Consider the following 19,074-nt stretch of genomic DNA (forward strand, 5'->3'; position numbering starts at 1 on the left):
CTACCGAAGAGCCGCAGCCCGACCCCACCGTGGAGCCGCCGCCGGTAGTGCCCAATCCCGAGCCTGAGCCTGCCCCCAACCCCAACCCCAATGTGACTCAACAACGGGTGCAAATTCCACCAGGGCAAACCAGTGTGCAGGTGTCGGGGCAGGTCAACGAAGACCGCACTCGCCGCTACGTCATCAATGCCCAGGAGGGCCAGGTTTTAGCCCTGGACCTGCCCACCGTCAGCGGCCCGGTCACCCTCGATGTGCGCTTTCCCAACGGCGAACTAATTCCCGATGCTTCGCGGGTGCTGTCGTGGCAGGGGCAACTGCCCACCAGCGGCGACTACTTGGTGGATGTCTCGTCGCCGCGCCCCTCTAACTACGTGCTGCGGGTGTCGGCAAACTAGTGCTCTGTCAATGGTGAAATTTAGGGTGTGACTATTCCTAGCATGGCTTCTCTGAGGTTCATTGCTTCGCGTTGGCGGAGCCTCGCCTTAGCGTTATGCACCCTACAAGTTAAGCTTGACGCTGCACTAGGGCTAATAGCTCGGGTTTGGTCTGGCACCTGACAGTTTGAACCCTAAACCAATCCCCTTGCTCAAGTCACAATCACAACACCTATGACCTCTCTCAACGCATTGCTGGTGGCAGGTACCGACACCGAAGTGGGCAAAACTGTGGTGGCTAGCGCCCTGCTGGCCTATTGGCAGCGGCACCGGCCTGCTCAGGCTCCGGCGGTGCTGAAGCCGTTTCAGTCGGGGGTGGGCGATCGCGAGCTGTACCAGCGCCTGTTTTTTCCTCAAATCAGCCTAGAAACCATCACCCCTCAGTATTTCGAGGCACCGTTGGCCCCGCCTTTGGCTGCCGCCCTAGAGGGCCGCAGTGTGGACTTAACCTCGGCCTGGCGTGCGCTTGAGGCCAGCACTCAGCAGCACCCCTGGGTGCTGGTGGAGGGGCTAGGGGGGCTGGGGTCACCCGTGACCTATGAGCTGACCGTGGCCGATTTGGCGGCAGCCTGGCACCTGCCCGTGGTGCTGGTGGTACCGGTCAAACTGGGCGCGATCGCCCAGACCGTCGCCAACGTGGCTCTGGCTCGCCAGAGTGGCGTAGACCTGCGCGGCATTGTGCTCAACTGCCCCCAGCCCCTGACTACCCAGGAGATTGACCAGTGGGCACCGGCCAGTTTGATCATGAATTTAGCCCAAACCCCGGTGTTGGGCACCCTGCCCTACCTGCCCGATCCCGAATCTACTGAAGCTTTGGCAGCGGCAGCGGCGGCCCTAGAGATTGAGGCTTTGACCCCTGCCCTCGGCCTCACCCCTGCAAAAAGCCGCTGAGGGTTCCCCAGCGGCTAGTTCTAAGTTGGAACTTGGTTATCGTCTAGGCCTGCGATCGCCAATATCCGCAGCCCTCAAAAGGCGCGAACGATCTCTTCAATATCGCTGGACTGCATCGGGATGGGCAACATCGTCGTTTGGGAGACAACTCCAACTCGATCTTTGGGGAAGCAGTCGCGACTACCTTGGGTGCAATCGTCGCTGTCGGTACTTACCATCTCGACTTGAACAAACGCTGATCCGCTAATGGCAGCAGGAGGCAGAGCGGGGGGAATGTGAAAAAACATAACTAATCCTCGAAACACCCTGGTATTGCTGTGATCTGCACAAAAACTCTGCGATCGCCAGGCACTCTATCTTAACCAGGCGACAACTGAACTTCACAGAGTGCAAATCTGCTCTAACCATATAAGGAAAAAATTAATAATCCAAATGATTTTGGTGAGTTTTTTTAAGCTTTCTTTATATTTGTTAAATGGTCCTACGGACAGCCTGTTGCGGCGGCGGTAAGGCCAGCTATGGCTCTGGTTAGAATCACTAGGCAGTGTAGGGGGCAATGACAACACGGTGGCTAATCTTAGCGTTGTGACCTCCTGGTTAGACGGTCTTGAGTTCAAGGCCGCTGTTATGCGATGGCGCGGGTGGCGTTTGCCAGCGGTTATGCTGCTAACCGCTTTTATGACCGTACAGCTGTCGCCCTTTATGGCTTTGGCCGTCGCCAATCGACCCGCTGTGGCCACCCCAGTGGCCGCTCCGAAGGTCACTCCGGCGGCCTCTTCAGCCAGCCCCAACTGGCTGGCTCAGCTCGAACAGTTGCCAGACGGTGCCGTAGCGCTGCCCAATTTTGACCCAGCGGTGAATGGGTTTCAGTTTACTAACCAAGAGCTGATTCAGGCCATTGACCGTAACCGCAACGCCCAGGCTTGGGAGGAGGTGCTGACCGAGCAGCTGCTGCAGCTGTTTGGCACCCAGGTCTGCGTGGGCGAATCGGCCACCTGTGTACTCACGGCCGCCGCCCAAAACTGGCTAACAACCCAGCTAGACCGCATGGATCAGGGGCTCTCGGAAGGGATGGCGGCGGCGGTGCTCGACCTGTGGCAACCGGCCCAGCCGCGCATTCCCTGGTGGCAGCGATTGGTCAATGGTTTGCTGGGGCGCACGGTGTTTGGCCTGGCCCGCACGCTGTTTGATCTGCAAACCTTTGTCGCCAACCTATTTTTGATGCAGGGGGTGAACGAAGTATTTCAGCCTACCCAGACGGTGCGCGAGACCTTTACCCCCACCCAGATTTTGCTGCAGGTCGCGCGAGTATTTCTGACCGGCTCGGGCGACCCGTTTACCATGGGGGTCTACCACCTGCTCAATGGGGCGCTGAGCGAGGGCCATGCCCTCACCCCCTATCGAGTCGAAGACCAGGGCAATGGCCAATACTGGGTCTACGTCTACGACAGCAACTACCCGGCCGGTCGCACCAGCAGCCCCACCGATCTCCACGTCGAGTTTGATACCCAGGCCGATACCTGGACCTACCAGCCCACTGTCAGCGGCCCATCGTTTGGAGGCGACGCCCAGAGCAAAACTCTAGATCTAACCCAGCGATCGTGGCGACAGCCCCCGGCCGAGAGCCAGCTTTCGACGATTGGCCCGTTCACCTGCCCCTTTTGCGGCCCCAACGTTGAAGTCGAAGGCGCACCTGAACCCACCGTAGACATTACGCTGGTCGGCGAAGGGGTGCTCACGGTAGCCCCCTACCTCGGCTCTCAGGTTGCAGGGCAAGCGGGGCCAGATGCTTTCAGTAACCTCGATACCGTTGCCCTGGTGCCCTTTAAGGGCGGCCTCAACCGCGAGGTACCCGCTAGCTATCGCCTGCCCACCGAAACCCTGGGGCAGCCCCTTGAAGTCACGCTGACCGGGGCTACTGCCCGCAGCCCGCAGCAACCGGCGACGCTACAGCTGGCTGGGCCGGGGTATACAGCCACCATTGAAGACCTGGTGCTTAGCCCTGATCAGAGTCTGACTCTGTTTTTGGTGGCCAACCCCACTGGTCCAGAACTTACATTTGTGGCCAGTTGGGCTGCCGAGATTCCTCGCCTGACGATCAATCTGACCGACGAAACCCGCGCCTACCGGTTCGACTCGTCGACTCCAGAGACCGGGTTTTCGCTCACCGATCGCCAGGTGTCTAAAAGCTCGGGGTTTGAACTCAGTGGTCTCAGGCTAGCGGCAGGTCAGCGCGTTGCCCTCGCCGCCAATAGTGAGCTCAAGCGCCTCTACTTTGCTGACGACAATTTAGCCCCCAGTCAGTACACCCTCACCGTGAAAAACCGTATGGCGATCGAAGACCGCATTCAGCTGGGCGATCGCCAACCTGATTTCGTCAACTACACCCTCACCTACGACGAAAATATGCGAGCCAGCGGCGTGCAGGTTGAGGGCGATCGCCAGGCCTTCTTTGACTACAATTCCGCCTTTGTTGACCCGGCAGAGCTGCCCCGCCAGCAGCTGCTAGAGGTCTTTGAACAGCGCGATTTTCCTATCACCATTGCCTACGAACCGCTGGCCGCCCGTCCGAATCGCCTCAGCCCGCTGCGGCTCGTGCCCTCTGAGACAGAGCCAGTGGAGCAGCGGGTGTTTCAAGGGGCGTTGCGAAAGAGCGGATAAGTTGGTGCAGAACTCAGTGAGCCAGAACTCAATTAGATAGGAGACCCCGTGATAGCGATCGCCATCATGGGGTCTCTATCAGCTCTATCAGCTTCAGTCAAACTCGACGGGTTGGTCAGGGTGATCCCAAAAGTCGAAGAAGCGATTGATTTGATTGAGGCCGTTGCGGCCCGGCGACAGCGGTGGAATAGCGTCGGGGCCAAAAAAGTCGATCGCGGTGGTTTCGTAGCTGGATGTGGGCTGGCCACCGACAATTTCGCAGCGAAAAAACAGCTTATAGCTGTGGTACGGGGCGGGCGGGTGGCCGTGACGGGGGTTGGCGCGATCGTAGACGGCCAGCAGCCGCGTGGCGCGGGTGGTATAGCCCGACTCTTCAAAAATTTCGCGCTCCACGGCTCGACTAGGTGAGTCGCCGATATCGGCCCAGCCGCCAGGCAATGACCACCGACCGTCAGAGCTTTCTTGTACCATCAGCAGTTTGCCCTCACGAAAGACAACGCCGCGCACCTCGATTTTGGGGGTGGCGTGACCGACATCCTGGTGCAGCAGGTCGGTCAAAAGCTGGGGTTCAGCATTGGCGATCGCAGCCAGCATAGCGTCGGCGATTTCCTGCACCTGCCTATAGCGCTCTGTATCAAAAGGATGATTTTTGTAGTGCAACCCGGTTTGGGCAACGCCCTGAAGTTGTTGAATCCAGCTGAGCCACGGTGATGTCATAGCGATAGTAGTGGAGTGTAAAAAGCGGTATCTGCCAAATTGTATAGATGAGCCACTTTTTATGTCTTAAAGACTGCTAAAAGCTTTCCAATTGCGCCTAAGGTATCGCTAATGCACGGGTACTAGTCGGTTGTGGTAGCTGAATTTGTCTGACAAGGCTGGCGTCAAAATTAGCATCAAAAATGCTGTTACATTGACATCTTCCTAGGTATAGGCCCTACGGGGATCAAGCTAGAACAGCTTGAAATCCAAGGAAACCATGATAAATTGGTAAGTATTTCTACCGCTTTTCCCGAAAAATTCTGAAACTCATAAGTGTTTAAAAAACTTAAGTTAACCTTCTCTTGACGGCAAAAAATGTGTGCATGGAGCCTCAATAAGCCATAAATCAAGGGATTGACGGCTAGTAGTGAGCACGCGATCGCGGTCTTGGGTGGTTCTGTGACTGCTTAATGCAATAAAGCCTTAAATTACTTAATAAAATTCTCATGAAGGCAATGATAGGATTTCCTCAAGTAAGCCATAAGCTTTTCTTTACTCATTGCTGGTCGCTATTTTCTGGAGAGCATAAGTCATGTCTGGTAACCCCGTTGGAATCAAGCCCGAAACTCGGAACCATAAGGGATTTTTTGTGCAAGATGCCGATTACGAATTAGTCAGCATTGAAGCCTCAGGCTGGGCCCTCATTTGCGTAGATGATGCTGTTTGCCACTACGTTGACCCCGACAATCTGCTGATTCAGAACCTAGAGGCGTAGGCTAACGCTGAGCTGGCTATTTGCCTTAGTCCAAGGCAATTTTTGTATCAATCTGTTAATAACTTAGTCTTTTTGGTAGGCTGCTCTAGCCCTAGAGCAGCCTATTTTTGCTTTAGGATCAGATCTAGGGTATAGCTGTAGCCAGTCTGGCTAAGACATTTCCCCTCAAAACGTTCAAACGTTCGAACGTTTCTGGATGTCCTAACCGAAGTGACTATGGCTATAAGCGGCCTAACTGGCGCTGCCTCTTCTGTACATTTTGTCCACGGCTAACTTAGCAGTACACCCATGAAAACTCCCATAACGCAACGCATTTCTAGCCTGATTAGCTGGGTACTGGTAGCCGATCTGGGGCTGGTGCTGCTCAGTCTGGGCTGGTTCGTAGTGGCTGTGCTGGGGCGCAGCATGAACCTCGACCTGGGCCTCGATCTCTGGTACTCATTGTGGAACCCGCTAATTTTGCCTGCTCTCAGCGTGCTGATGGCCGGGGCGATCGCCAGCGGTATTGTCGGCTGGGTGGGGCGACGGTTTAACACCGACCCTTCCTAGGAATTACACAGGTTTAAGGTTCAAGGTTTGAGGTTCAAGGTATTGGGTGCGCCCCTGCACCTTGAACCTTGAACCTTAAACCTGACACCCCTACACCCCTTCCTACCACATACGCTGGGTGCGGGTATACCAGCGCAGCAGCACCCGCGCCAGCCGCTCACTGTGGTGGCGAACGGTTAGATCGTCGCGCTCTTCCATGACGTTGGCCGCAATAATGCGCCGACCCGAGTCGAGAATGGCGGCGCGATCGAGTAGCACTGGCCCTACTCCCGCCCGGGCGTAGTGGCTAATTACCGGGTCGGAGGGCATCACCTTTTGTACCAGTACCGCGTCAAAAAGGTAGCAGCCGCAGGCCGAGTCGATCGCCCGAATGTGGTCAGACACCGAAAACCCATCGGTCTCGCCGGGCTCGGTCATAATGTTGCACACATAGATGCGCGGTACCTGCCGGGCTGCGATCGCCTTCACCAAATCGGGCACCAGCAGGTTAGGAATAATGCTGGTGTACAGGCTGCCGGGGCCAATCACAATGTAGTCGGCCTCTTCGATCGCTTTAATCGCCTTGGGTAGCGGCGGCGGATTGGGCGGCAGGCAGCCAATGTGTACAATCCGGCCCCGCGCCTCAGTGATTTTTGACTCGCCCACAATGCGACGACCGTCACCTAGCTCGGCCCACAGCTGCACGTCTACCGAAGTCGCTGGCAGCACCTGACCTCGCACCGCCAGCACCTTAGAACTGGCGGCAATGGCCTGCTCCAGGTCACCCGTAATCTCGTTCATGGCCGTCAGAAACAGGTTGCCAAAGCTGTGACCCACCAGTCCGCTACCCGCCTCAAATCGATACTGAAACAGCTCAGTAAGCAGCTTCTCTTCGTCGGCTAAAGCCGCCAGGCAGTTGCGAATATCGCCTGGAGGCAGCATCCCCATTTCGCGCCGCAGCCGCCCCGAAGACCCGCCATCGTCGGCCACGGTGACAATGGCGGTAATGTTAGAGCTGTACCGCTTCATGCCGCGCAGCAGATTAGACAGTCCGGTACCGCCGCCAACCACGACAATCTTTGGCCCCCGCGCCAGCCGCCGCTGGGTTAGCAGGGCATCGAGCAGCTCTTCCTCATTGCCCGGAATCAGCACATCGGTAATGGCACCCACGGTGCGGCTTTGGCCCCAAAAAATGAGCCCTAGCCCCAGCAAAATGCCCACTGGACCGCTAACGTAGTTGGGCACGTGGGTGGTAAACGCGCGCAGCGCCGCCCCCAGCAGCTGTCCCGTAAAAAACACTGGCGTTAGCCGCAGCCAGATCATGGCTCCCAGCCCCACTAGCAGCACACCAGCCATACTGAGAAACAGCCATCGCTTGACCAGCAGCCCCGGAGCCAGCCACCACATCAGCCGATTGACTTGTCGTGGTGGGGCCAGAGTCAAGGTCTCCTGCCTGACCTGACGAAACAGCCGGGTCAGGGCCTTATAGAAGGGTTTTAAGCGCATGTATTAACGAGGCCGATAGCGAGCTGACCAACCTAAGAGGCAGGTAAAAACAGTCGTTTGCTGCTGCCTTCGGCCATTTAGCTGCCCTACCCAAGCCGAAATTTGGCCAATCCTGACGACTCGCCTTTGCGATATGGCTTAAAACACCCTCGGATAGTTTAAGCCGCCTTTGATAGGATTGAGCACCAGCGCCTTCGATTTTAGCGGCTATTTGATAGAGTCAAAGCATGGATATGCCCCCAAAGCTGTTAATACCTGGTAAAGTCACCCGCTTTGGTCAACAGGCCTGGGCGGGGATATCGCCAGGCCTGTATGGGTACACACATCGGTAAGGTCTATGCCCGATTCCCACGATCACAGCCCTGATATTGGGCAGCCAGCTGCATCCTTGGCGTTAGGGGTATCCTCCCAGAATGATCTGGTTCCACCCGACTGTGGCAGCGAGGTGCTGCTCGAACTGCGGGGTATTTCTAAGCGGTTTGGCACCAACCAGGTGCTTGATAACGTCGATCTAACCCTGTATCGGGGTGAAGCCGTGGCAATTATTGGTCCCTCAGGTACCGGTAAATCAACGATTTTAAGAATTATTGCCGGGCTGCTTTCCGCCGACGAGGGCGAAATCTACGTGCAGGGGCGCAGGCGAGAGGGGCTAATTGAAGATTCAACCGACCCGGTGGGCATTGGGATGGTGTTTCAGCAGGCGGCTCTGTTTGATTCGCTCACGGTAGAAGAAAACGTGGGTTTTTTGCTCTATCAACACTCTGATCTGCCCGCTTCACAAATTCGCAATATTGTGGATGATGTGCTCGAAATGGTAGGCCTACCGGGAACCGGCAAAAGCTATCCGGCGGAGCTATCGGGGGGCATGCGCAAACGGGTCAGCTTTGCCAGAGCCATTGTGTCGAACCCCGAAAATCCTCAGGATCGACCAGCGCTGCTGCTGTACGATGAGCCAACGGCAGGGCTTGATCCGATCGCCTCAACGGTGATCGAAGACTTGATTCGCTCCATTAAAGGCAGCAATGGATGCAGCTCCTACCTGATTGTCACTCACCAGGACAGCACCATTCGCCGCACCGCCGATCGCGTTATTTTTCTGCACCGGGGTCGTATTCAGTGGCAGGGGCCGGTAGCGGAGGTCGATGCAACCGACAACCCCTTTGTGCGCCAGTTCTTTAGTGGCCAGATCGAGGGACCGATTCAAATGACTCAATAAAGGCCTTAGCCTCCCCTAGCCCGATCTATTTTTGAACCAGGAGGGTAGGGCTGATTCAGGGGAGAATGGGATTGTGACTGAATTAATTTAGGGGTAAGGGTAAGGGGCACCATGCGGGCAAGGGCAATTCGAGAAGGGTCGGTGGGGCTGCTAATCTTAATTGCGGTAGGGTTGTTCGGCGGGCTGGTGCTGTGGCTGCGCGGGCTCAACCCCGGCCAGCGCACCTACCGGGCGACGTTTGTGTTTGCCAACACGTTGGGCATGCAGGATGGTACCAATGTGCGCTACCGGGGGGTGCCGGTGGGGCGAGTGCTCAGCATTAACCCTGGCACCAACGCTGTTGATGTGGCGGTGGAAATTATCGATAGCGATCTGCGCATTCCGCGCGACTCATCTATTCTGGTGAACCAGTCGGGCCTGATTGGCGACACCACCATCGACATTACCCCCCTGCGCCCGCTGACGCCGCCAGAGTTGGCCCTCAGCCCGATCGCAGAAGATTGCCCTGAGACGATTATCTGCAATGGCGATCGCCTGATTGGCACCGTCGGGGCTAGCTATGAGTCGCTGCTTCGCTCGGCGGAAGAGTTGGCCAGCACCTTTTCTGATCCAGAGCTTGTCAACGACCTGAAGGTCACCCTCGACAACGCGGCCACCCTAACCGAGACGGCCAACCTGCTGTCTGCGGAGCTGATTGTGCTGTCGCAGCAGTTGCGCACCGACCTGGGACCGCTGATGGCCTCGGCCAATCGCGCCACCGACAACGTTGCCGATGCTGCGGCTGAGTTTGAGATTACCGGCAACGAGATCAACCGCCTAGTGTTGACCAACCGGGGCACCCTGGCTACCACCCTCGACAACGTTAACCGCAGCGCCACCAATCTAGAGGCGATTACCGCAACGCTCCGACCAGCCATCCAAGACGGCGAACTGTTAACTAACCTTGAGCTGCTCTCCGCTAATGCCGCCCTGGCCGCTGCCGATATTCGCTCGATTACGGGCACCTTTAACAGCCCCGCCAACCTGATCATGCTGCAGCAAACCTTAGACTCGGCCCGCAGCGTGTTTCAAAGTGCCCATAAGGTAATTGCCGATGTGGACGAACTCACGGGCGACCCGACCCTGCGCCGCAACCTGCGCGACTTGATCAACGGCCTCAGCGACCTGGTTTCGCTGACCCACCAGCTCGAACAGGCTGGCCAGGTGGCGGGCTCGCTCACCCCCGCCGCTGGGGAGCAGGTGGAGCGGGTGACGTTTACCCCCGTGTCTGGCCCCGCCGCCGCTAGCGGAGCTGGCCCAACCCCAGTAACGGTAACCCACCAGGGGCAGACCTACCAGATCAACGTGCACTCAATTCAGCCCCGTTAGGGCCTGTTTTTGTGATGGCCTAGGCCTGCAATTCCTCAAGGGGGCTGCGCCAACGCGCTGATGTAGAACTTTGCGCCAGGGCCTTTGTCGAGACGCTTTTGTAGAGACCCTTAGAGATATAAGGGCGATCGCAGGGTTTCAGCGATAGCTTAAGTGTAGTCCCCACTTCCTTAGGTCTATGGTCACTCTGCAAGCTAGCCCCACCACGCCGACCGAGGCCCAACTCCAGGCCACCCGGCAGCGCATTGACGCCTATATCCAAACCCTAGCTAGCCACCCCGACCGTCGAGAGGGCGCTCTGCCCTACTACCTGTTTCACGACGCCAATACCCCAATCAAGGGCACCGTCTTGATGTTCCATGGGTTTAGCGCCAAGCCCCACCAGATGTCGCGGCTGGCCGACTACCTATTCCGCAATGGCTTCAACGTTTACCAGGCAACGCTGGCGGGGCACGCCTACCGCATTCCCGACCAGTACTGGCCCCAGGTCGACCTCAAGCCCGAGATTTTGATTCCTCTGCGCCAAAAAGTCGACGCTGACCCGGTACTGCAAACCTTTCTGACCAATATGGCGACGGCCAGCGAGGGGGGTGCAGTATCGCCCACGCCGGTTCAAATGATGGGGCTGGTGGCCCGCCTGCGCCAGCTAGAACCCCGCCTGCTCGACATCATTGCGGCGATCGAGAAAGAAAACGCCCCCGAGTTTGACCGCTATTTTGTCTCGTCGCACCTCGACTACCTGCGCGACGGCCAGTCTCGCCTGAGCGAGCTAGAGGCCATGCCGGGGCCAGTCTACACCGTTGGCCTGTCGGTGGGTGGGGCTGTGGCCCTGGCCCTGGGAGCCAAAAATCCGCAGCGGGTGGCCAAGGTCGTTGCCTTTGCGCCGCTGCTAGAGGTGTATGGCGAAACCCGCGAGCGCTACGTTAACCTGGCTGGCCCCCTCGATATTCGAGAGTTTGGCTGGGACGATTTACAGTTTCCGCTGGGCTGCTTCACCGCCGCCAACCAGTTCGGTGCTTTTGTGCGAAAAAACGACAACGTGGCCGCCCTCCGGCCCAAGCCCACGCTGATGATTTTGACCGAAAACGAAGACGCCGCCGACCTTCAAACCAACCAGAGTTTCGCCCGGTCGCTAACCCGCGCATCACTCTTTAAACGCTACGACAACCACTATCTGTACACCTTCCCCAGCGCCGCCCTGGTGCCCCACCCGATGGTTGACCCGTTGGAGAAAAGCCAAAACATGAGAAACGGCTACTGGAAACCCATGTATCAGGAGACGCTGCGCTTTTTGACCCAAACTGAATTTAGGGCCAGCAGCCTGGAGCAGATCGGCGAAGTGCCAGGCTTGCCAGCGGTGCCGCCGATTTAGGGTGATTTAGGCTAGCGAGGCAGCAGAGTAGGGTGGGGGAGCAAGGGAGTAGGGGGGCAGAAAAGGGAGATCAGCTCAGCTTGCAGGTGAGCTTGCCGCCGCTGGAGTCGCTGCCGAGTTCGCCGTAGTCGACCAGGCCGACAGGGAAGGGGGTTACCTTCCAAATGTCGCTGCAGTACTCGGCGATGGAGCGATCGCTCGAAAAGCTCCCCATCCGCACCGCGTTGAGAATCGCCATTCGGGTCCAGCTGTCGGTATCGCTGTAGGCCTGGCCCACGGTTTGCTGGCAGTCGATATAGGCTTGGTAGTCGGCCAGCAGCATAAAGGGGTCGTGGTACAGCAGCTTGTCGAGCAGGGGGCGAAACAGGTCGCGATCGCCGTGGGAAAAGTGGCCAGAGGCGATCAGGTCGATCGCATCTTTGAGCAACGCATTGCGCTGGTAGTAGCTGTAGGGGCTGTAGCCCTCAGCCTTGAGGGCCACCACCTCGGGGGCGGTAAGGCCAAATAGAAAGAAATTTTCGGCCCCCACGGCGTTGCGAATTTCGACATTGGCCCCATCCAGGGTGCCGATGGTGAGCGCCCCGTTCATGGCAAACTTCATGTTGCCGGTGCCCGAGGCCTCGAACCCGGCGGTGGAAATCTGCTCTGACAAATCAGAGGCCGGGTAAATCCGCTGGCTGTTGGTGACGTTGTAGTTGGGCAAAAAAATCACCTTGAGCTGGTTGCGCAGGTCGGGGTCTCTGTTGACCATGTCGCCCACGGCGGTAATCAACTTGATCATCAGCTTGGCCATAGCGTAGCCGGGGGCTGCCTTGCCGCTAAAGATAAACGTGCGCGGGGTGATGTCGAGGCCAGGGTTTTGCTTGAGCTGGCTGTAGAGGGTGACCATGTGCAGGGCGTTGAGGTGCTGGCGCTTGTACTCGTGAATGCGCTTCACCTGCACGTCGAACAGCGAGGCGGGGTCAACCAAAATGCCGTGCTGGCTGTGGATGCGGCTGGCCAGGTCGCGCTTGACCGCCTGCTTAATGGTGCGCCACTCGTCGCGGAAGCCAGCGTCGTCGGCCAGCGGTTCAATTTGTTTGAGGTCGTCGAGGTGCTTGATCCAGCGATCGCCAATTCGCCCCGAAATCAGCTTGCTCAGGCGGGGGTTGCTGAGCACCATCCAGCGGCGGGGGGTTACGCCGTTGGTCATGTTGCAAAACTTTTCGGGAAACAGCTCGTAGAAGTCGCGCAGCACGGTTTCTTTGAGCAGCTCGCTGTGCAGGGCGGCAACGCCATTGATGGTGTGGCTGCTGACGCAGGCTAGGTTGGCCATCCGCACGTAGCGATCGCCGCTTTCATCAATCAGCGACATCCGGGCCAGGCGCTCAGCATCCTTCGGAAACTTCATTCGCACCAGATCGAGAAAGCGGTTGTTGATTTCATAAATGATCTCAAGGTGGCGGGGCAGCAGAGTGCCGAACAGGCCGATGGGCCACTTTTCTAGCGCTTCAGGCAGCAGGGTATGGTTGGTGTAGGCCAAGCTTTTTTGAGTGATCTCCCAGGCCAAAGTCCAATCTAGGCCGTACTCGTCGAGCAGCAGGCGCATTAGCTCGGCGGCGGCGATCGCCGGGTGGGTATCGTTGAGCTGAATGGCAAACTTCTCGTGGAACTGCTCCACGGCCATACCCTGCCCTTTCAAAATGCGAAACATGTCCTGCAAGGAGCAGGAGACAAAGAAAACCTGCTGCTCCAGGCGCAGCTGCTTGCCCTCAATTTTCTCGTCGTTGGGGTAGAGCACCTTCGAGAGGTTTTCGGAGGCGACTTTTTCTTCCACCGCGCCGTAGTAGTTGCCCTGGTTAAACACGCCAAAGTCAAAGGATTCGATCGCTTCAGCCTTCCACAGGCGCAGGGTGTTGGCGGTGTTGACCTGGTAGCCCAAAATCGGCGTGTCGTAGGGCACCCCCAGTACCTCGCGATTGGGCACCCAGCGCACCCGGTAGCGCTCCTGGTCGTCGGTGTAGGTTTCGGTGTAGCCTCCAAACTTGACCTCTACCGACCACTCGGGCCGGGCCACCTCCCAGGGGTTGCCGTAGCGCAGCCACTTGTCGGTGCGCTCGACCTGCCAGCCGTCGCGCAGGTCTTGCTCAAAGATGCCAAACTCGTAGCGAATGCCGTAGCCCACTGAGGGCACTTCTAACGACGCCAAAGAGTCGAGGTAGCAGGCCGCCAGTCGCCCCAGGCCGCCATTCCCCAACCCCGGCTCTTCCTCCTGGGCCAGCAGGGTGTCAAAATCGAGGCCCAGTTCTGCCATCGCCTGCTGCACCTGCTCGTAAATGCCCATGTTGATCAGGTTGTTGCCCAGGTGCGGCCCCATCAAAAACTCCGCCGACAGGTAGCACACCGTGCGGGCGCGGTGTTGGGTGTAGCTCTCGGCGGTGCCGTTCCAGCGGTGCAACATGCGATCGCGCACCAGGTAGGCCAGGGCCATATAGTAGTCGTGCTGGGTAGCCAACGACACCGGCTTGCCCTGCACATAAAACAGGTTATTCAAAAACGCCCGCTTAATACTCTCAATGTCGTTGGCGGTGCGCTCCTTAGCCAGGGCCGTAGCAACTGCAACGTCTACCGGAGAAGGGGTATCCATAGGTGATCCGTCCTGGAGCAGGGTACGAAATGTGACCCTACTGATCAGATCAAATTGCGCGATCGCCAATTGTGACCGAGAGCACAATTTAAGATTAGTTTACGGATGTCAAAACCTACAAAAACAGTTGCTTTGTTCACCTGTCGTCATCTTTGTCGCGGCTGCGCAACGTTGTGCAGCCGCAACGTTGTGCAGCCGCAACGTTGTGCAGCCGCAACGTTGTGCAGCCGCAACGTTGTGCAGCCGCAATATTCAGCCCGGTTTCCTGGGAGGTAGCGATTTTGACTCGATTTGGGGGGGTGAATGTTTGACCGTAGAGACAACGCACAGGCCAGTGCAGCGTCAACGCTAAGAATTAGGGTGCCGTAGGGTGCATAACGCTAAGGCGAGGCTCCGCCAACGCGCAGCAATGCACCGAGGGGAAGGACATCCCAAGAATAGTCTTAACCCTAAATTTCAGCCTTGACTAGTGCCTCTTTATGCCCAAGTCTAGCCATCATCTACCTTGATCGCTTGCAGTATTCACCAGCAGCACGCCCTGGCTGTCGCGCAGCTCAAAGGCGCGCAAATCGTCGGGCTGCGATCCCAGGTTTAACCCCGGCGTGGTTAGGCCCACGCGCCAAGACGCCATATCGAGCTGTAGCCAATCGCCCAGGTTCACCGTCATCGGCGCGCCCCCCATGTGGGCAACCATCACGACCTCCTGGGGCGGGCTATGATCGGCAGCGTGGGGCTCAATGCGGTAGCCGTAGAAAATGGTGCGCTCGTCGTCGCTGATGCGGTTGAAGCGATCGCGGCCAATCAAATTCTCCCGCAGCCAGGGGCGCTGCCGCCGAAACTGCCGCAGGGCCATGCCAAAGTAGCCGCGATCGGGGTTGGCCTGGTCAAAATAGTGGGCTACGTTGCAAATATCATGGCCATCTTCCATGAAGGCCATAGCAAACTGCTTCAGCTTGGGCACGTCGAGGGTGGCCAAAAACCGGGGCAGGCTGGGCTGGTTTAGCTCTTCGAGGGCGGGCACCTCGCACACCATACCGTCGGCCCCCTCGCCCAGGCAGTGCTGGCAAATCTGAGCCACCTCCTCCAGGTTGTAGTCGGTTTCGACCATCGCCTCTCGCAGGGCCTTGGCAAAATCCTTCAGCTGTTCTAGAGATTCAAACCCCAAAGATTTGAGCTGGTGAAAGGCATGGGGCTGGCGGTACAGCTCGGGCTCGATCTCCCAGTCCAAGAAGCCCACCTCTTCAGAGACCACCTTGACTCCGTAGCGATCGTCGGTGTTGCGGAAGAAGCCCCAAGGGGTTTCCAGGCTAGCGTTGAGAAAATCCATCGGTAGCCCAGGGCTAAAACCATGCACCCACAGCAGGGTAGCCGAGTTGTTGTAGGCCCGGTTGAGGGCTTCGGGCAGGGTCTTGCCCAGGTTCCAGTTGATGTTGGCATCGAGATCGATCTGGTTACCCCGGCGCACGGTGTCGTGGTTGCCGCAGCCGGTAATCCAGTGGTCGCCCTGAAAAATCACCTCGCACACCCGCCGCCACTTGCGGTCCCAAAAGCCCTTCAGGGTAGGAGTATTGTGGGCAAAAATCAGCGGTCCCCACTGAAACGAGCCGGGCTTGGCATCGATTAGCTCTCGATAGGTCGATTTTTCTTCCCAACCCGCTTCGGGCCAGGGGCGACCATCCTCAAAAATGGTGAACATGCGTCGCCGGTAGCCCTGAATATCCTGCACCACGTCGCTCATGGCCAGCAGGTAGACGTCATCCTGCTCGACTCGCCCGCTGAGGGGGTTAAAAAAGCGAAAGTCTTGCCCGCCATCGACGCGAATGCCGTCGGCCCCGGTGTTAATTTTGCGCCGCTGCATCTCTAGCAAAAGGGCGCGTACCTGGGGCAGCTGGTGGTTGAGATCTTGCCCATACATATTGGGGCCTTTGAAGAACTGCTGGGTGAGCAGCTCGATGCCCTGATTGTCGGCGTGACCGTAGACCAGGTCGTAGATCAGCTGAATGGGGCCAGTGGAAAAGGTGTGCAGGGTGGCGATAAACTCCACAATTTCATCGGGGCGCAGGCTGCCCAACACCGTCGGGTTGGTGGCAGCCGAGCCCAAAATGGGCACGTCGTAGCCCCAGTTTTGGGTGTTGGGCTGGCGCAGGGTAACGGTCAGCCCAGTGCTGGAGTCTTCATCTTCGGCATCTTGAAGATTGCCGTCTTCAACAATGGCAAAGAACTCGTGCTCGATGTTGGTATCTTCGCGGCGATACTCGATGGTGGGCTCGACCGGCAGCAGCTGTACCGCTTCGTAGCCGGTATAGGCGGCTTCGGCGGGGGTAAGGTCTTCCTCGGCAGCCAGCTTGTCAGAAATGCGCTTGTAAATGCGGGTAAGCCCCTCCAGACTGCCCTCGGCGGAGGCCGTTTTGACGTGGATTTGCAAAATGTTGGTGGGGGCAGGCACGCGGGGAATTTCGGGGTCGATGCCGCCTTTAGGGGCAGAGCTGCGGGCCAAGTAGCCCAGGTCGGCCCGGCGCTGCTGCAGCCGCCTGAGGTCGTATACCTCGGCGGGAGCAAACACCCCATAGGGTAGTGAGTAGGCCAGCGGGTCGCGAATGTAGTGGAGTCGCCCCTCGGCGTCGATATAGCGCAGCCAGTAAAAGCTACCGGCGCGATCGCGGCTGCCCGGCTTTACCCCGGCCACTACCGCCCACACAAACTCGCCCTGCTGCATCACCGGCAGGCGATCGCGCTGGAACCTGAGCGTTTGCTGGGGAGAGCGAAAATCGATCGGCTGCAGCGGGGTGAGAATCTCTAGCTCCAGGGTGCGCTCCGACTGAATGATGTCGGCGACCAGTTCCGGAGTCCAAAAGCCGAACTCGGTTAGCCCGTCGCGGCGGTAGTGGGCACCCAGTCGCCGCGCCAGCCGCTGCCCCCGATTAAAATAGGTGTCGTCAGACTGGGCCACGCCCGACGCCCAGTCGAGCACGGTTCGGGTTTCGTCTTCAACGAGGTAAACCAGAGGCTGGAGGGAAGGTTGGACTACAGGGGGCAGGGTAGAGGCTGAATCTTTAACGGTCACGGTAGTTCTACACGCTCTCGACGATGCTTTGGCTGCCGATAGTCTAACAAGCGTCCTTCCTGGCCCGATCGACTTCAGCCACAGGTTCATCTAATTTATATCCAACGACAGAGGCTAGTCGCCTCCCTAGGCGGGCTGTTCGGTTGTGCATACCCTGCATGGGCATTTTTATCTGAGTAATCAAAATTAACGTCTTGAACTCAGCGAAAAACACCCAGGCAGATTGTGAGACCTACTGCGACACCGGATCGACCCTGACCTCTACCTCGGTTGGGTTGCCCTGGGTAATCACCCCAAACCGGCTGGTGTTGATAAAGCGCAGCTGTCCATCGATCAAAATGCGGGCCTGCACGGCGTAGCTGAAGCGAGGGTCAATCTGGTCGGGATCGTACACCAGCTCAAAGGGAAGCGGCACCTGGCGATCGCCAAACACCATACTTTGAGTCGCCAGGGTAATCGCCGGGGCATCGGCTCGGCTGACATCCAGCAGGCTGACCTCCAGTACGGCATTGGGCGGCATAGCAATGCGGGGCAGGTAGGTAACCGTACCGGTAACGCTGGCCGAATCCGTTAGCGCCATATCATTCACCTCAATGGTTTGGGCTCCGTTTGTCGCTACGTTCACCTGCACCGAGGGGCGATCTTCGGTAGTCGAGCCTGCGTAGCTGAACGAGATGCCCTCGACTGACGATATTGCGATCGCCCGAACCCCATTCAGCTCCTGCTGACCACTGGCTTTGTTGAATAGGTTGATGTAGGGCTGCCCGTCGCGGGTAAACACTCGCACTGCATAGGTCGGCGTTTGAGAAAACACGACGGTGCCATCAGGCACCTCAGCCCGCTCGGGGCTGGGTAACTGAGCCAGTTCGCTGAGGCTGCCGCCATCGACCACAAAGCTGCGGTTGATCACTTCGGTTTGGGTTAGCTGCGCAACGTTAATGCGCTGGTTTTCAATGGTGGTGGGGCCATTGAGCAAAATTCGCTCGCCCAGGGCCACAGGCCGCAGCGCCTCGGCCTCACCATCAATATCCATTACCGCTGCCAGATAGGTGACCAGATTGCTGCCGCCCCCCTGGTTGACGCCAAAGATCACGGCGGCATCGTCGTTGCCGTCGCCGTCGATATCGCCAAAGGCCAGCCAGTTGGGCTCACTGGCCAGGCTCACCACCAGCTCGTCGGGGCGGTTGTATTCGCCATTTTCGAGCGTCACCGTTTCAAAGGTAGGCTCGGGGCCAAAGCCTAGGGGCACGATGTAGGTGCCATTTTGCAGCGTGTTCCAGCGATCGCACCAGGCCTGCTTCTCGGGGGTAAACACCTCGCGGGTCAGGCAGTTGTACTCGGGCTGGGTTTGGGCGATCGCCTGCTCTGTTGTCAACACTCCACTGCCCAGGGATGCGGTCACCAGACCAGCCCCCACCAGAGCCAAAAATACTCGCTTGTTCATCATTGATCTCACACCTAACGTTCAGCTGGGGAATTAACGGTCATGCCGAGATATCGCTAAAACGCTGACTGGATCTCCCCTGAGTCCTTTAGCAATTTATCAACGAACTATAAGAAACCTATGTAGGGTTACGGTTTTGGCAACGGGTGGCGATCGCGCGGCCAGGCAGCGAGTTTAGGATTGTTAACCCACGGGCTTTAAGGTTTGTTAGATACTCAAAGAATCGTGCCCGGCTAAACATTCTTGGAGACCCCGTGATGCAGGTAGCCCCTAGCGTTAAGCGGCTGTGGTTGATGATCGCTGCGGCCACCGGGTTGATTGCCCTGGTGGTTTACCTAGGCGTGGTACCTGTGGTGAAGGGCCAGCCGGTTTTCTTGAAAACAGTGGAATCACAGTGGCTGAGGGATGGGCTGCTGCCCCAGGGCGCGATCGCCGAACAAGCGGTCAGCGGCGGCATGAGCCGGGGCGGTTCGTTCAGTCGCCCCACGCC

At 58.0% G+C, this 19,074-nt stretch carries 14 protein-coding genes and 1 pseudogene; 9 read left to right on the top strand and 6 right to left on the bottom strand.

The genetic code is table 11. The features are described 5' to 3' along the window. Together IQ273_RS15990 and bioD are read left to right on the top strand one after the other, a co-directional pair. Positions 1–395: pseudogene (locus IQ273_RS15990) on the top strand (serine/threonine protein kinase); the annotation flags it as partial. 213 nt (positions 396–608) lie between these two features. Beyond that, positions 609–1,325 (top strand): dethiobiotin synthase, encoded by a 717-nt coding sequence (gene bioD / locus IQ273_RS15995; protein ID WP_194024172.1) that lies wholly within the window; start codon positions 609–611, stop codon positions 1,323–1,325. Between the two features lie 74 nt (positions 1,326–1,399). Here bioD and IQ273_RS16000 read toward each other — a convergent pair whose 3' ends face one another. Then, positions 1,400–1,612 (bottom strand): hypothetical protein, encoded by a 213-nt coding sequence (locus tag IQ273_RS16000; RefSeq protein ID WP_194024173.1) that lies wholly within the window; start codon positions 1,610–1,612, stop codon positions 1,400–1,402. Positions 1,613–1,892: 280 nt separating this feature from the next. Between IQ273_RS16000 and IQ273_RS16005 the strand changes: the two genes are divergently transcribed. Next, on the top strand, positions 1,893–3,986 hold the full coding sequence (locus IQ273_RS16005) for a hypothetical protein (RefSeq protein ID WP_228053156.1): 2,094 nt from the start codon (positions 1,893–1,895) through the stop codon (positions 3,984–3,986). Between the two features lie 93 nt (positions 3,987–4,079). On the opposite strand, the gene IQ273_RS16010 is transcribed toward IQ273_RS16005, so the two are convergent. Then, entirely contained in the window at positions 4,080–4,703 is a 624-nt protein-coding gene (locus IQ273_RS16010) for an NUDIX hydrolase (RefSeq protein ID WP_194024175.1), read from the bottom strand. Between the two features lie 574 nt (positions 4,704–5,277). On the opposite strand from IQ273_RS16010, the gene IQ273_RS16015 reads away from it, so the two are divergent. Both IQ273_RS16015 and IQ273_RS16020 read left to right on the top strand, forming a co-directional pair. Next, positions 5,278–5,460 carry a hypothetical protein gene (locus IQ273_RS16015; RefSeq protein WP_035992372.1) on the top strand — a complete coding sequence of 61 codons (183 nt, stop codon included), beginning with the start codon at positions 5,278–5,280 and terminating at the stop codon, positions 5,458–5,460. 288 nt (positions 5,461–5,748) lie between these two features. Then, entirely contained in the window at positions 5,749–6,009 is a 261-nt protein-coding gene (locus IQ273_RS16020; protein WP_194024176.1) for a hypothetical protein, read from the top strand. Positions 6,010–6,111: 102 nt separating this feature from the next. Here IQ273_RS16020 and yvcK read toward each other — a convergent pair whose 3' ends face one another. Beyond that, positions 6,112–7,494 (bottom strand): gluconeogenesis factor YvcK family protein, encoded by a 1,383-nt coding sequence (gene yvcK, locus IQ273_RS16025; RefSeq protein WP_194024177.1) that lies wholly within the window; start codon positions 7,492–7,494, stop codon positions 6,112–6,114. Positions 7,495–7,831: 337 nt separating this feature from the next. On the opposite strand from yvcK, the gene IQ273_RS16030 reads away from it, so the two are divergent. The 3 genes from IQ273_RS16030 to IQ273_RS16040 all read left to right on the top strand — a co-directional run bounded on the left by IQ273_RS16030 (position 7,832) and on the right by IQ273_RS16040 (position 11,450). Beyond that, a complete protein-coding gene (locus IQ273_RS16030) occupies positions 7,832–8,710 on the top strand; it encodes an ABC transporter ATP-binding protein (RefSeq protein ID WP_194024178.1) in 879 nt (292 codons plus the stop codon). 111 nt (positions 8,711–8,821) lie between these two features. Continuing rightward, positions 8,822–10,078, top strand: a complete 1,257-nt coding sequence (locus IQ273_RS16035) for an MlaD family protein (protein WP_194024179.1) — start codon at positions 8,822–8,824, stop codon at positions 10,076–10,078. Positions 10,079–10,256: 178 nt separating this feature from the next. Further along, on the top strand, positions 10,257–11,450 hold the full coding sequence (locus IQ273_RS16040; protein ID WP_194024180.1) for an alpha/beta hydrolase-fold protein: 1,194 nt from the start codon (positions 10,257–10,259) through the stop codon (positions 11,448–11,450). Between the two features lie 70 nt (positions 11,451–11,520). Here IQ273_RS16040 and IQ273_RS16045 read toward each other — a convergent pair whose 3' ends face one another. The 3 genes from IQ273_RS16045 to IQ273_RS33745 form a co-directional block, all read right to left on the bottom strand. Next, positions 11,521–14,076: a glycogen/starch/alpha-glucan phosphorylase gene (locus tag IQ273_RS16045; RefSeq protein ID WP_194024181.1), complete on the bottom strand. Its 2,556-nt coding sequence runs from the start codon at positions 14,074–14,076 to the stop codon at positions 11,521–11,523. Positions 14,077–14,572: 496 nt separating this feature from the next. Beyond that, positions 14,573–17,113 (bottom strand): glucosylglycerol hydrolase, encoded by a 2,541-nt coding sequence (gene gghA, locus IQ273_RS16050; protein WP_194024183.1) that lies wholly within the window; start codon positions 17,111–17,113, stop codon positions 14,573–14,575. Positions 17,114–17,372: 259 nt separating this feature from the next. Next, positions 17,373–18,587: a YbaY family lipoprotein gene (locus IQ273_RS33745; RefSeq protein ID WP_228053158.1), complete on the bottom strand. Its 1,215-nt coding sequence runs from the start codon at positions 18,585–18,587 to the stop codon at positions 17,373–17,375. Between the two features lie 254 nt (positions 18,588–18,841). On the opposite strand from IQ273_RS33745, the gene IQ273_RS16060 reads away from it, so the two are divergent. Next, positions 18,842–19,074 (top strand): hypothetical protein (locus IQ273_RS16060; RefSeq protein WP_194024182.1); only part of this gene is annotated, 233 nt, incomplete at its 3' end.

It is taken from the genome of Nodosilinea sp. LEGE 07298 (assembly GCF_015207265.1).
Taxonomy (GTDB): domain Bacteria; phylum Cyanobacteriota; class Cyanobacteriia; order Phormidesmidales; family Phormidesmidaceae; genus Nodosilinea.

Excerpts from the sequence above, each read along its gene's own strand:
- IQ273_RS16030 (WP_194024178.1), top strand. The coding sequence starts at position 7,832 with ATGCCCGATTCCCACGATCACAGCCCTGATATTGGGCAGCCAGCTGCA.
- IQ273_RS33745 (WP_228053158.1), bottom strand. The coding sequence starts at position 18,587 with ATGATGAACAAGCGAGTATTTTTGGCTCTGGTGGGGGCTGGTCTGGTG.
- IQ273_RS16045 (WP_194024181.1), bottom strand. The coding sequence starts at position 14,076 with ATGGATACCCCTTCTCCGGTAGACGTTGCAGTTGCTACGGCCCTGGCT.
- IQ273_RS16015 (WP_035992372.1), top strand. The coding sequence starts at position 5,278 with ATGTCTGGTAACCCCGTTGGAATCAAGCCCGAAACTCGGAACCATAAG.
- IQ273_RS16040 (WP_194024180.1), top strand. The coding sequence starts at position 10,257 with ATGGTCACTCTGCAAGCTAGCCCCACCACGCCGACCGAGGCCCAACTC.
- IQ273_RS16000 (WP_194024173.1), bottom strand. The coding sequence starts at position 1,612 with ATGTTTTTTCACATTCCCCCCGCTCTGCCTCCTGCTGCCATTAGCGGA.
- IQ273_RS16020 (WP_194024176.1), top strand. The coding sequence starts at position 5,749 with ATGAAAACTCCCATAACGCAACGCATTTCTAGCCTGATTAGCTGGGTA.
- bioD (WP_194024172.1), top strand. The coding sequence starts at position 609 with ATGACCTCTCTCAACGCATTGCTGGTGGCAGGTACCGACACCGAAGTG.
- IQ273_RS16035 (WP_194024179.1), top strand. The coding sequence starts at position 8,822 with ATGCGGGCAAGGGCAATTCGAGAAGGGTCGGTGGGGCTGCTAATCTTA.
- IQ273_RS16010 (WP_194024175.1), bottom strand. The coding sequence starts at position 4,703 with ATGACATCACCGTGGCTCAGCTGGATTCAACAACTTCAGGGCGTTGCC.
- yvcK (WP_194024177.1), bottom strand. The coding sequence starts at position 7,494 with ATGCGCTTAAAACCCTTCTATAAGGCCCTGACCCGGCTGTTTCGTCAG.